12 protein-coding genes and 1 other RNA gene are annotated in these 13,881 nt (G+C 46.7%); all 13 read right to left on the reverse strand.

Features of this window, described 5'->3' with window-relative positions; translation table 11 throughout:
- Positions 1–31 precede the first annotated feature (31 nt).
- Positions 32–673 carry a polysaccharide deacetylase family protein gene (locus MHI01_RS17690; RefSeq protein ID WP_127546373.1) on the reverse strand — a complete coding sequence of 214 codons (642 nt, stop codon included), beginning with the start codon at positions 671–673 and terminating at the stop codon, positions 32–34.
- 186 nt (positions 674–859) lie between these two features.
- Complete coding sequence (locus MHI01_RS17695) at positions 860–1,735, reverse strand: carbohydrate ABC transporter permease (protein WP_017691224.1); 876 nt, start codon at positions 1,733–1,735, stop codon at positions 860–862.
- 15 nt (positions 1,736–1,750) lie between these two features.
- Positions 1,751–2,620 carry a carbohydrate ABC transporter permease gene (locus MHI01_RS17700; protein ID WP_017691225.1) on the reverse strand — a complete coding sequence of 290 codons (870 nt, stop codon included), beginning with the start codon at positions 2,618–2,620 and terminating at the stop codon, positions 1,751–1,753.
- A 144-nt stretch (positions 2,621–2,764) separates the two neighbouring features.
- Positions 2,765–4,078 (reverse strand): extracellular solute-binding protein, encoded by a 1,314-nt coding sequence (locus tag MHI01_RS17705; protein ID WP_127546370.1) that lies wholly within the window; start codon positions 4,076–4,078, stop codon positions 2,765–2,767.
- Positions 4,079–4,250: 172 nt separating this feature from the next.
- Positions 4,251–5,999 carry a response regulator gene (locus MHI01_RS17710; RefSeq protein ID WP_340983765.1) on the reverse strand — a complete coding sequence of 583 codons (1,749 nt, stop codon included), beginning with the start codon at positions 5,997–5,999 and terminating at the stop codon, positions 4,251–4,253.
- Positions 5,990–8,020 (reverse strand): cache domain-containing sensor histidine kinase, encoded by a 2,031-nt coding sequence (locus MHI01_RS17715; RefSeq protein WP_340983766.1) that lies wholly within the window; start codon positions 8,018–8,020, stop codon positions 5,990–5,992. The genes MHI01_RS17710 and MHI01_RS17715 overlap by 10 nt, the downstream gene beginning before the upstream one ends.
- Before the next feature lie 637 nt (positions 8,021–8,657).
- Positions 8,658–9,020 carry a hypothetical protein gene (locus MHI01_RS17720; protein WP_253504842.1) on the reverse strand — a complete coding sequence of 121 codons (363 nt, stop codon included), beginning with the start codon at positions 9,018–9,020 and terminating at the stop codon, positions 8,658–8,660.
- Positions 9,021–9,128: 108 nt separating this feature from the next.
- Positions 9,129–9,836, reverse strand: a complete 708-nt coding sequence (locus MHI01_RS17725) for a uracil-DNA glycosylase (protein WP_340983768.1) — start codon at positions 9,834–9,836, stop codon at positions 9,129–9,131.
- A gap of 131 nt (positions 9,837–9,967) precedes the next feature.
- Complete coding sequence (locus tag MHI01_RS17730; RefSeq protein ID WP_340983769.1) at positions 9,968–10,894, reverse strand: metal-dependent hydrolase; 927 nt, start codon at positions 10,892–10,894, stop codon at positions 9,968–9,970.
- A gap of 478 nt (positions 10,895–11,372) precedes the next feature.
- Entirely contained in the window at positions 11,373–11,945 is a 573-nt protein-coding gene (locus tag MHI01_RS17735) for a zeta toxin family protein (protein WP_340983770.1), read from the reverse strand.
- Positions 11,938–12,135: a hypothetical protein gene (locus MHI01_RS17740; protein ID WP_017691232.1), complete on the reverse strand. Its 198-nt coding sequence runs from the start codon at positions 12,133–12,135 to the stop codon at positions 11,938–11,940. The genes MHI01_RS17735 and MHI01_RS17740 overlap by 8 nt, the downstream gene beginning before the upstream one ends.
- 87 nt (positions 12,136–12,222) lie before the next feature.
- Positions 12,223–12,587: a transfer-messenger RNA gene (gene ssrA / locus MHI01_RS17745) on the reverse strand.
- A 587-nt stretch (positions 12,588–13,174) separates the two neighbouring features.
- Positions 13,175–13,657, reverse strand: a complete 483-nt coding sequence (smpB, locus tag MHI01_RS17750) for an SsrA-binding protein SmpB (RefSeq protein WP_036674736.1) — start codon at positions 13,655–13,657, stop codon at positions 13,175–13,177.
- Between the last annotated feature and the right edge of the window lie 224 nt (positions 13,658–13,881).

The raw sequence follows: 13,881 nt of genomic DNA on the forward strand, positions 1-13,881 counted from the left end.
CTGTCATTCAAAGAATGATGGGTCCACTTAATTATGTCGTCTTTGCATCATGATCACGAGAAATGTCCAGCAACTCACTCACCGTCACCAGACGGTACCCTTCCGCGACCAGTTCCTCCACCAGCACACGAACCGCTTCCACCGTCTGGGAACGCTCCCCGTACCCATCGTGGAATATGAGCACGCTGCCGGGTTTCACCGCAGACCGGGTATGCTCCAGAATGTGCTCAACGCCGGGATTGTCCCAATCCTTCGCATCACCGTTCACCGCACCAATCGTACGATATCCACGCTCCGCCGCCAGAGACAATATATCATCGTTTACGCCAAAATACGGCGGGCGGAAGCAGCGGGCAGGTTGCCCCGTAACTTCTTGAACAAGATTTTCTGCACGTTGCAGCTCCTCCCCGGCTTCCTCCAGCGTCAACTTGGTCAGATCCGGATGTGTGTACGTATGGTTGGCGATCTCATGCCCTTCACGGTGCACCTCCGCCGCAATCTCCGGGTGGTTCTCTATCTCTTGGCCAATCATGAAAAACGTCGCCCGCCCACCTGCACGGCGGAATATCTCAAGCACTTGAGGTGTATACACCGGATGTGGCCCATCATCAAACGTGAACGCCACAACCTTTTCCCTAACTGACTCCTGCTCTACCATCGCGATATTGACCATAAATAATGACCCCTCTCTGCAACTGCCTGGCTACATACCCCCTTATTATTCCATGTCTATACGACGCGGTCTAGTCCAGAGATCACACCTTGCGAAATACCGAATCAAGCCGATATCTACCAGAAAGAGAGTACAGCGAGCAAGCATCGAGCCTTTTACCGACACGCCCTCCAGTCCAGCCTCCAGCTAACCTTTAATTGCACCTGCGATCATACTCTTCTGCACCTGTTTGTTCAGCAGCAGATAGATGACCACCGTTGGCACCGTCGTAATCATCAGTCCCGCACCTATGATACCCCATTGCGTAATGTACGTTCCTACCATCGACATCATGCCCACCGTCAACGTCTGGTAAGCCGTGTTATTGATAAACGTGACCGCAAACATCAGCTCATTCCAGCATGACAGAAATGTGAAGATGGCTACCGTTGATATAGCCGGGGTTACCAGAGGCAGAATAATAGAGAAAAACGTCCGGTATATACCGCAGCCGTCGATAACCGCCGACTCCTCCATCTCTCTTGGGATACCTTTGAAAAAACTGCCCAGAATGAATACCGCCATCGGAATGCCAAATGCCACATAGGGAATGATCAGAGACCAGTAGCTGTTGAGCAGGCTCAGATTCTTCAAAATAATAAACAATGGCAGCAGCGCCGCATGAATCGGCACCATCATGCCCAGCAAAATAATCGTCATCGTCAACCCGCTGAGCTTCCAGTTCATTCTCGTGATTGCGTAACCCGTCATGGAGGACAGGATCAGTACCAAGACAATGGAGGCCGCAGTAACCAGCACACTATTCATAAAATAGGTCAGCACATGGCCGTCGGACATTGCTTTGGTGTAGTTGCTCCACAAAAACGCTTTGGGCAACCCGGCCACATCACCGCTGAAGATCTCACTATTATCCTTCAGGGAAAACAGCGCCAGCCAGATGAGCGGGTAGATCTGCACAATCGCAACGAGGATCAGAAACGCTTGCAGGAACACTTTCCCGATCGGTCCGGAGATGGACCTCGGCTTGGGCTTTTTTTGCAACATGACTTCTACGGTACTCATGCCTTATGCCTCCCTCTACTCCGTTTTGAACAATGAATTAATGAGGATCGTACACACCAAACACTCCACAATGATAAAGACCGAGATCGCACTGCCATATCCGTACCGGAACGTATCAAAAATGGTAGCGTACATCAGCGTGCTTGGCACTTCAGTGGTGTAAAATGGCCCACCACCTGTCAGCACATAGATCAGGTCAAACACCTTGAATGCACCGATGACCGAAAAAACAAGGCTTACCTTCAGAATTGGCTTCATCAGCGGGATCATGATGGACCACGCCGTGCGAATACGGGAAGCACCATCCATTCGAGCAGCTTCGAGCACATCCTGAGACACGGACTTCGCACCTGCATACATCAGCAGCATGTGATACCCCACGTACTGCCACAAGGTTGGAATAAACGATGCCGCCAGCGCGGTGTCCTTCTGCCCCAGCCAGTCCTGCGCCAGGCTGGATAAGCCGATACTTTGCAGCAGCACATTCAGCAGGCCATAATCGGCATTGTAGATTTTTGACCACAACTGGGCAATAACCACCGTTGAGATCAACACCGGGATGAAATACACGGTCCGGTAGAAACCTTCACCCTTGACGTTGGACGCCAGAATCAGTGCGAGCACCAGCGAGATCGGCAGTTGAATGAACACCGAAGCACCCGCGAATAACAGGGAGTTTTTGATCGAATTCAGCACCCGGGTATCCTTAAACATCTCTACATAGTTGTCCAGGCCGATAAATGTACCCCTGCCTACGCCGTTCCAGTCCAGCAGACTGTAATAACTGGAGACAAAGATCGGAATAAGCACAATGCCGCAGAACAGAAGCAGCGTCGGCAGTACAAAGACGGCGATCGTGCCTTTATTGGAAAATACAGAGTTCATTATTGTTCTCCTCTCAAAGGCGTGACCGGGATATACCGGACCACGCCTTGTTTGGGTTCATCTTCATTGTTAGCAGGCTTCAGCTTGGCAAGCTCAACACGAGCTTACACGTGTATGGATTATGCGCATATTAGCCTGCGCGATCTACAAGCTCAGCTCTGTTGGTTTGAGCTGTGCCATCTGTTTGCAGAACTCCTCCGGTGTTACATCGCCGGCAAGCAGCTGGGCAATCAGGTTTTTGTGCGCTTCGGCAGACTCCGCTGGCAGAATGTTATCCCACCACGCGATGAATGAGGTCGCCGTTTTCATAATATCTGCCGCAGACAAATCTAGGGAGGACAGGCTGGACGTGTCGAGTGTATCTGTTTTCCAGCTTGGCAGGCCGGCTCCAGCCAGGAAACCTTGTGTACCAAGCTGCTCGCTCAGATACATGAGGAATTCCACGGCTTCCTTCGAATGCTTGGTATTCTGGTTGATGTAGAAACCATCGACGGCTCCGCCGAAGATTTCGGTATTTGTGCCTTTTCCATCTTCAAATACCGGGAACGGAATCACTTTCACTTTGCCTTTGACTGCGGAGGACGGGTCCTCAATTCCTGCATTCACCCAGTTGGCCTGGAACATCATCGCCCCGTTGCCTGCATTAAATGCCCCCAGCATCTCGTCATAGCTCATGCTGAACATGCTGCTGTTGAATGCTCCTGCTTGTGCAAGTTGCTGCATTTTAGTCGCAGCGGCTACAAAGTCGGGCGAATCCCATTTCGACGGATCTTTAAAGGCTTCCATCACCGCAGCATTGCCTGCCTGACGCATCGCAATAATGTCGTACCAGTACATGCCCGGCCAGCGATCCTTTTCTCCAATCACAGCCGGGGTTATCCCCGCCGCTTTCAGCTTGGAGACCGCATCCAGCAGTTCGTTATAGGTGGTCGGAATCTTGGCACCCGCCTGCTCGAACAGTTCTGTATTCACGTAAAGATTGGCGATATGTGTGTACACGGGCAATGTGTAGATTTTGCCGTCCATATTAATGGCCTCAGCCATTCCCGGGCCCATTCGTTCTTTGATATCATCCGTCAGGTAACTTGAGATTTCCAGCACATTGCCGGATTTGATGTACGGCTGCATGAAGCTGCCGCCACCCATGCCATAGAACAGGTCTGGCGCCTCACCAGCCGCAATCGATGTTTTGACTTTGGTTTTATACTGTTCTCCTGTCGTGCCCGTACGTTCAACCTGGATGTCCGGATGCTCGCTGTTCCATTTCTCAACAATCTCGGGCAGCAGTTTGGCCGAAGGATCGGTATTGCCAACTGATTGATCCCATAGCGTCAGCTTGATCTTGCCATTACTTTCCCCCTGTGTACCACCGGACGAACCCGATGAACATGCCGCCAGACTGCTTACAATTACCAGAGTCAGAATTAGACTTGCTGATTTTTTTAATAGCGCTTTCATCTCTATGGACCTCCCTATGTGTTTTAGTTCGTTCTAGCCCATATTTTAGGCGAACTGTGCGTTGTTCTCCATTTAGAAAACAGGCATCGATTTGTAATATTCGAACATATGTGGAATTGGAGAGGGGGTGCGCTCACACCTTCTCTACACTCCCGGGTTTACATCTCGTTTCTCAGGTTTTTACATTCCGATATTCGTTCATGGACCGACCGATATGTTTTTTGAACAAGACGCTGAAATAATGCGGGTCCGGGATGCCTACCTGCTGCCCGATCTCATACCCCTTTAAATCGGTCTGCTTCAGCAACGTTTCGGCCTTTCTCATACGAAGCTGCGTCATATATTCCACAAATGTCTGCCCGGTTTCTTTTTTCATCAGCCGGCCCAGATGGCCCGAACTTACGTAAAAAGCAGCCGCGGTGCTGGAAAGCCCCACTTCCGCATTGCCCATGTTCTCTTCAAGATAAGCCATCACCCGGTCGATCAGATTACCTTCCTTGGCCTGTCGTTTGGCTTGTATGACATCCGATACCGTGCGGACATGTTGCTCCAACATGCTTTTTAGTTCAGGCAGATGACCTGCTGTAAAAATGGCCGCAACGGCCTCTTTGTTCAATGCGTATTCTCCCTCAAGCTGTTGCTCTATGGCGGCACGCTGGCACTCCGTAACGACATCCATGGCTGCCATCCGAAACTGTGAAACGTCCGAGAACGGCATAGACAGCATACGCTCCAGCAACAATACGGCTTCTTCCCCCGCACCAACACTGACGTAAAATTGCAGTTGTTGGAGCAACTGAGCATCCGAGTGGTAGGGCCTCTTACCGCCTTCGATGACCAGATCCTCGAAGCAAATAACCTGATTTTTCCCCACAAACGCCTGATAATCGAGTGCACGACAAGCTTCCCGGTATCCCACACAGGCCCTTCCCCATCCTGATTGCCATTGCCCAATCCCTACGGTCACATCAACTTCACACCCTTCGAGCTTAAGTGTATGTTGAAGTTCTTCCTGAAGCTGCTGTACCTGATTGGCAAATTCCGTATCCGCACCAAGCGAGAGCACAACTATCCGGTTATGTGGGTCCATGACGATAATGGTTTGCGAATCCTGCGGATAAAATGCCTGCACCTGCTTCATGCCTACCATTCGCAGCAAAATATGTATTTCCTCGGCAGTATGTGGATGGGCTTCTGTCCGATGCTGGCTTAATTGGGGCTGACCGTGTTGATGTTGAGGCCCTCGTTGTGCTTGGTGTGTTTGGTGATATGGTTCGGACAGATGTGGATATACCTCTGGTGCAGCTATCTTAGCTTGCGGTACAGCAACCTCCACCTCCATTACTGCGATGCGTGATCCTGGTTCACCAGATGAGATAGGAATGCCAAAGAAACGCGCCTTCTCTTGTAGTTCGTCCTCAGGCATCACATCACTTAACCATTGATTCACAAACCTCTCCCTGAGATAAGGCAAGCTCTGCTTCATCTCCTCCCGCAGCTTCATCAGCTCGTACTCACGCCCCATCTCCTGCTCGATTGCCATTCGCAGCTTCGTCGTAACCTGTAATAACTCAGAAGCACGGATGGGTTTCAAAATAAAATCGGATATGCCCAGCTTCACACTCTGACGAGCATATTCAAATTCATCATGTCCCGTCACAACCACGATTTTTAAGTTCGGGTAACGTTCCATGAGGATGCCGCTCAGTTCAATGCCGTCCATCTTGGGCATGTATATGTCCGTGAACACGATGTCTGGACGCAACAGCTCAACCTGATTCAAAGCCTCTTCAGCATCGGAGGCCTCGCCAATGATGCTCATGCCTTGCTGCTCCCAATCGATACGCATGCGCAGCAGATTTCGGATGAGGTACTCATCATCCACAATCAATACCTTTAATGGTTCCACAGTTAGTTCCATGATTCATCGGCTCCCTTCAGGATCGTTATGATAATGGTGGTTCCTTTTCCAACTTCGCTCTGCAGCTTGAGTCCATCTTCTCTGTCATAGAAAATGCGAAGCCGCTCCATCGTTCCCCACAAGCCAAAGCTTGGATTGTGTTTAGAGTTATGAGTAGGATTAGAAGAGTTAGAAGTGTTAGATGGGTTAGATGAGTTCGAGCGATTAGACCTGTTCATTTCTGTTCGTTGAATCTGCTTCACTTCTTCCTCGGACATGCCGACTCCGTCGTCAGTGATCGTTAGAAGTACTCCCTCCTTGGATCGACGAGCTTGGATGCGTATCGTGCCCGGGCTGCCTTTGGGACGAATACCGTGATACAGCGAATTTTCCACCAACGGCTGGAGCACAAGCTTGGGAATCATCACTCGTTCACAGCCTGAATCGATATCGTACTGCACCTCAAATACACCGGGGTATCGCACCTGCTGGATCGTCAGATAATTGCGTACAATCTCAACCTCCTCGTGCAGTGTAATCAGTTCACGCCCTTTGCTGACACTCAGCCGATAATAACTTCCGAGCGCTTCTAACAGCTCACATACCTTTTCGTTCATACCCGACATTGCCAGGGAGGTAATGGAATCAAGTGTGTTGTATAGAAAATGCGGCTTGATCTGCGCCTGAAGTGTATTCAGCTCTGCTCGGCGGATCGTCTGCTGCTCCTGAATGATGCGTTTCAACATCTGCTCAATCTGCTCGATCATCTGGTTGTAACCTCCATATAGCTGTGCGAATTCGTAACTGTTCAGCTCAACCGTCACTTTGCGGAAGTTGCCGCTTGGTGCTTTCTGCATGGAGCGAAGCAGCTTGTGAATCGGCTTAATGACGCTGCGCGAGATGATGAATGAACTGACAAAAAAGACAGTCCCGTTTACCGCCAGTAGGATCAGCGCAAGCATCACCATGGATTTATTGCGGGTATCGGTAGCCTGGTATGGGCTCATGCTGATGAATTTCCACTGATCATCACCAGACGAACGATAGGTAACCGCATATTCCTGACCACCCGATTGCAAGGTGATGAAGCCGGAGAATTGCTCTTGAAATGTTTGTTTTAACTTGGCCTGATTGGCCTCTAACATCTCGTACATCCCTTCCTGTCCAGAAGCCGCAGATATGGATTCGCCGGATACAGCAGGCACGGACTTCTTTCCATCGGTAGCGTTGGTTGCAATCACCCGCTGATGCTCATCCAGGATGGCCACCTGAAATGAATCCGGTGCAGACAGGTTGGCATAGGCCTGAGCGATTGATTTGCCTTTGATGTTCATGACCAGAAATCCAAGCGGAGACGTATCATCCAAATCCCGAATGAGGCGAATAAACGACACCACCTCTTGCCCATCATTCTCCCCCGTCGCCGAGACTCCGCTGTCGTTGTTGCCACCATTCAGCCTGAGCAGATATCTTCCGTTATGCTTCAGTGCCTGTTCGTACCACGGCGCTTCCTTCACATTTGCTTCCATAAACGTGGGCCATTCCTGTGTACCAACCGAGAATCGGTGCCCCGAATTATCGTAAATATATACTGAATCGATAATTGGAACCGCTTGCATAAGATTGGTCAAATACGCGCTGACCTTGGACTGTGTCTGTAAATTGGAGTACACATTGCCCTGCCGCAGCAGGTTCTGCAAGTTGGGATCAGAGAAAATCATTTTCGAATAATTGTTCACGTTCTCGATCATCAGATTAACGTTGGTCTCAATGGATGTAATTGTCTGCAGTGATGCTTCATTGATCTTTCGTTGCGCGTCATTTTCCGAGATTCGATTCAAAACCAACGCACTAAACGCCACCGTTAGCAGAATAATGACAAAGTAGGCAAACGGAATTTTAAAAGCGAGTGTCTTGGGCTTGCGTTGAATGAACGCTTTGAAACGGGGAGTCCAATTCGTCTTCATTGCGCTGGTGTTCGCTTTTGCATTTGCGTTTGCTTCTGCATCGCTCTCAATATCTGATTGGGCTGTTGCTTTCACTTCTATTTTTCATCCCCTTCTGTTACTTCTCTTGCTCCTTCATCTGTTGTTGCATCTTTTGCTCTTTGATTCACTGTGACCCTCCTTGGTTCCGATGTGTGATGGGTTTATCGTTTGTGATCGGATGACCTGTTGTGATATCCACCACTCTCTCGGATTTTATACAATTGTATATTATAGGACTGTGCATGGAGGAGGCTCAACTCTTTTTATCGCTTGGATATAGCTTGACTGAGTGAAGTGAAATGAGGCTTTGGGGATCTGATCGTGGTGAATGCTGCGGGTAGGGGCCCCTAATTGAAGCCGCAAGAAGTACTGCTTTATAAAATGTTAGAGGTACAGATAATAAGTTGTGGTTTGTGCCGGGTGGAGAGAGAAGCGGGGGAGAGACGGAGGATCTGAGTACACAAAAGAAGATGGTAAACGTCTACCTTGATAGGGCATACTTTTGAGCAAGATTACAATATCTACGGGCATAATCTTACTACTTACAGAGTGTTGATCGAGTGGTTAAGGCTGGGAAGTCCAATTATGGTCTTCTCGTATGATGAATTTAAGTGGGGAAAATGTTGGGGGCAAACTGCCCTCGGGCAGGACAAGTACAGAGTTCGTTATGGTAAGAAACAGCGAATCGTGATCAAAGCGAGAATTCGGTAACGCCTTTTTTGGAGGCATATTTCAGCGTGTAGCTTCCCTCTGTGCCATATGGCATCGTAGCGATTTGGATGCGGGTATAATCCAACCGACTCTCTCTCAGCACTTTTTTAATCAGCGCTATGCTCCGATCTTCGTCCGTTACCACACAGAAAATGTTCATTACATATTCCTTCGGATCAGCCACACGGCTGCCCAGGTCACATCCATCCACCTCTCCCAACTCCGCCTGGGTCAGAACGGTTTCCAGATATTCCATCACCTTTTCCTTCAACCAATGATCTCGTTTGCTACCATGCGCGCTCTTCAGCGGATATTGCACCACAAGCCAGTATTTTTCATTCATTTAGCTTCACCAACCAATCTTTATATGATAGGACATTACATTATGTGTAGGGCACTTGAACGATAAAAATGCATATGTCAGCCTTACATTTCTCCAGTTCAAAATGGGCTAGATAATTGACCTTACTGCTTTTTGAAATTGTACTGCCCTTCCATTTGCAGGATGAGGAACATGGTGATGTTTAATGAGTTGGGAGCTTAACGTGTCTGCTGACTTTCTGCCAATAGCCACGATCTGAGCATCAGGATTCAGTTGCATAAGCTGTCTGGCAAACGGCAAACCATCCTCCAACTCTGCCAAAGTCGGCGTTCGATTCGTCATCCTGTTTTCGGCAGATTGATAAGGATGAAAGGGATAGATGTTCCAAAATATAAAGTCCGTTGGTTTCCACCTTGAACTGGATAACACTTCACCCCATATGATGGATGCTGTCGGTTCTGCGAATCCATACAGCGCCTGACTCCGGTTAGGTTTGGCGATATTGGGCAGGCTTGTTCGAACACCCGGCTCGCCTGAAAAAATCATCTGGTGATTCACCAGCGAGTGATTCCCAGTAACCATTCGCTCGGACGTCAAAGGTACGCCGGAGAACCTCGCCCCTTGATATCCCACAGCTTCAGCAATAAAAATGTACCGAGCCTTGGACATTCGTGGTTCCAAATACCTGACCAAATGTTCAGAACGAATCTTCACCGCTTCGGGGCTGATATCATAGCCCCTCACATAATCTCTCCAAGGATTAACCACATTTACTGGCGAGACATATGCTTGTACCCCTGCAACAAACTCGCGGATCTGTTGCTGCGTTTGGCTCATGCTTTTTCGCCTCCTTTGGGAGATTACAGAGTAAATCGGGCTTGCATCAGCTTATTTTACAAAGATTATAGCATAAACAGAAAAACCACCAACCAGAACGCTGGTTGATGGTGGATAGAAACTGTAGAAAACTATTGTGGTATAACTTCTTCCCACTGACCATTGGTGGTTTCTTTGTAGGTAAAAATGTTTCCATCATACTTTCCCTGAATAAAGTTAGAACCCGTTTCTTTCCATTCCTTAGTAACAGATAGGACAACTTTAGAATTCTGTGAATTTATTAAAATGTATTTCCCTCTTGATAAATTAATCTCAAAGGCTACTGGATAAAAATCGTACCAGAATAGTTTGTCTGATTTCTCTCCCAGTATACCCGCATCACCAACTTTAGAGAAATGAGGACTGATGACTCGAAACCTGAACTCCAACCACTTTCTGGGATCTAAAGGAAATTCGTAATGACTATTGGGCTCCACTATAATATATGACTTTTCAGGAACCGGATGTTGAACTTGAACTTTCTGCTCGATTATTTCTTTCGATATTACTCGAAAAACTAAATATACCACTATAAATAGTATCGAAGTAATTACGGGTAATTTAGGCTTGTTCTTCAAAAAAACACTCAATCCAAGACCAATAATTAACGGAAACCATATCCATGGATCTCCCAATGTAATGGCTCCCATAATATATGATTTATCGCTAAAGGGATAGAATGCTGGTAAATCATGTCCCATATAGTCTAAAAATAAGTGTCCAAACAAGACAGACAAAATAGAAGATCCCCAGATTAATTTGAAACTTGTCTTTTTATAGAACAGTTTTGTCAAATATGCTATTCCTAAAGCTAAAAGGGGTGTAAACAATATAGAATGGGACCACGGAGCTACACTTCTATCCCCAAAAATATCAGGAATTATTCCACACAGAGCACCCGAACATAGACATATCATAAGATTTTTCCATGTATCCCTTGGATAAAAGCAGTATGCAATTACCGCCCCAAGAAGAGCATGTGATAGAACATGAAAAAACAAATATAAATACGGATCCAAAATAACTACTCCTTTACTCTATTATTATAAATATTGTATTTAATGTTAAACATTATATATTATTTTTTCATATAAAAGACCTGAGAGTCGAACCTCTTCCAAAGGTCTGCGGGGAATAGTCTCCGTTTGGATGTATCCAATCTACTTTCTTAGATCCCACAACAATTGTTGGTTCGTATGTACTTTCTCTTATCATAATTTGGTCTAGCTAAAGCAGGCTATAGATACCTATATACGTTTCAGAACCTAAATGTACCTGATATACTTTCTGGAAGCTACTTTCGACCTATATATACCTTGATTTCCTCCATTTATATAATTTAGGTTATTATATCATAAAATAAAAATCCACCAACCAGAACAATGGTTGGTGGATTTTGCTTACTTTAATGGAGGCAAGGGGAGTCGAACAATTGTCCGAAGATAACGACACATAAGCTTCTACGGGTTTAGTCACAGTTTTGATGTCACCCGAGTATCAGTAACCCACAAGAACAGGATTAGCCCAAGCAGGTATGGACTCAACACAATAGATCAAATTACTCTGTATGACTTCTGCAACAATTAAAGGCTCGTATGTATTATCAATGATGATAACCTGATCTGCGATGGCTAGAGCCGCTTTAAGATTCTTCAATGACTGGCCATATCGATAACGAATGTCTTCTTCTGCAATCCAATGTCCACCTTGTTCAACACGAGAGGCTACACGATCTATATGCATTTGAACATCCTCAAGACCGATATAATAAACGACAATTTCATAATTGTTTTCTTTTGCTATTTCCATATGTTTTAAAACAAATGATCCGGACAATGTCGTTTCAATAGCGAAGTTTACACCACTCTTAATGAGAGATCGGATTCTTTTCACAGCTTCCCTACCAGCAGACAGGTCAGCACTACGCGGATTCTCTGGCTTCAACTCTCTTGCAATTTGATCCGGATCAATCAGTTCAACAAGCCACTCTCTCATTTGCATGCTGAGTGTACTTTTCCCTGCTCCATTGGTTCCAGCAAACACAGTCATAACTGGTCTGGTTTCACTCATGATATTCAAACTCCTGGCGTTTCCCAGTAGCATCAAATATAATTTCGAATTTATTACCCGCAGCATCCTCACGAACACGTTTGTTGTTCTTTATATAATAAATAGAGGCACCTGATTCTTTAGCTTGTTTCCGTGCATGTTGATTTGCTTTTTTTAAAATTTCTTGGAGCTGTTCTCGATTTTCAAACATCTTGAGTCCCCCAATCTAAATTTATGCTTATTATATCATAAACATAAAAACCACCAACCAGATTACTGGTTGATGGTTTCTTGACTCTAATGGAGGCGAGGGGAGTCGAACCCCTGTCCGAAGATAACGGCACATAAGCTTCTACGGGTGTAGTCACAGTTTTGATGTCACCCGAGTATCGCCCCGTAACCGGCTATACGTTGGGTCAGCCTGATTGTCTTCTTCAGCACACCCCAGGCGGAGATGTGACAGCGTATCCCACTACTAGTTAGCCCCTATCCCTGTCACATGGGCGATGCAGGGTAGAAGCACGCACACAGTTTCTTAGGCTGCGAAAGCGTAGTTTGTTTGTTGTTTGCCGTTTAATAGGCTTTAGCGTTGATAAAGCGGACGCGTCCCCACTACCCGCTACCCATGCTCGAACTATCCCCGTCGAATCCATAAACGCCCCCTCAATGAAGAAGGGCTCCAGGATTAATCCGTGAATACGGAGCAAAGGTGCTATACATCTTTTTCCTCCAAGGTAAAAAGATGCTTCTTTCAAACTCGGCATTCCTGTCTGCTACATGAGTAATCATAACACAGGACACATCACCGAAATAGTACAGATTGCTGGAAGACATTCCAGCAGGCTGAGCATGTGTACAAGGTTATACAATACAACAGGCTCAATCGTCTACATATTATACCGCGTCACTAATCGGAAGTAAAGTTTCCCAGATCGGATCACGAACAACTGCACCTAAGTATTTTACCCACTACCCTGACAAACTACGCAACATGTGATAATTTAGATTCATCACCATACTTAGCTCCATGCTCCTAGCAATGTACTTAATCACACACAACAAAAATCAGCCAACTGCATACTTCAGCTATTCACATCAAATCACCTTCCCCACTACAAATAAAAAAGCCTCAATCTTGCCCATTGCAGGACAAACCTTGAGACTCCTTAACTCATACATCAATTTTCCTAACTTCATCACAAAAACTAACTTATACACTTAAAGTAAAGTCTTTACGCCCAGCGCTCCACTTAACGCGCAACCTTCTGCTTCTCGCGCAGTACCCGTTGGATATCACGTTGAGCATCGCGCTTCGCGGCAGTTTCACGTTTGTCGTATTGCTTCTTACCTTTACCCAGTCCAAGCAAAAGCTTTGCATAACCATTGCGGATATAGATTTTCAGCGGCACAATGCTGTACCCATCCTGTTTCGACAGCCCGAGCAGCTTGTGAATCTGCACTTTATGCATCAACAACTTGCGCGTACGTGTCGGATCGAGCGGATTATTTCGGTTCCCTTGTTCAAAAGGACTAATATGCATATTGTGAATATGAATCTCACCGTTTCGAATCGTGGCAAATGCATCACCAATATTCGCACGGCCGTTACGAAGAGATTTGATCTCCGTTCCGGTAAGCACCATGCCCGCTTCATACGTATCTTCAATGAAGTAGTCATGGGAAGCCTTTTTATTCTGTGCGAGCACTTTACTCTGTCCATCATTCTTGCCCATGTCCTCACTCCTTCTCCGTAAAATAAGCCGGTACCATGCTCTATAGCAGCGCACCCAATGTTGCACCAAGGTACCACGTGCCAGACCCTAATTGTAGCAAGTACGGCTGTTAAAATCAAGAAAGAGGCGACCTCTGCCGCCCCTCCTCATTACACCACTTTCAGACAGTGCGAAACAACACACCGGCTGAAGTGACTATTTTCTCCAACGCTTAACCTGGAGGA

The organism is Paenibacillus sp. FSL M7-0656, from assembly GCF_038003225.1.
GTDB classification, from domain to species: Bacteria; Bacillota; Bacilli; order Paenibacillales; family Paenibacillaceae; genus Paenibacillus; species Paenibacillus amylolyticus.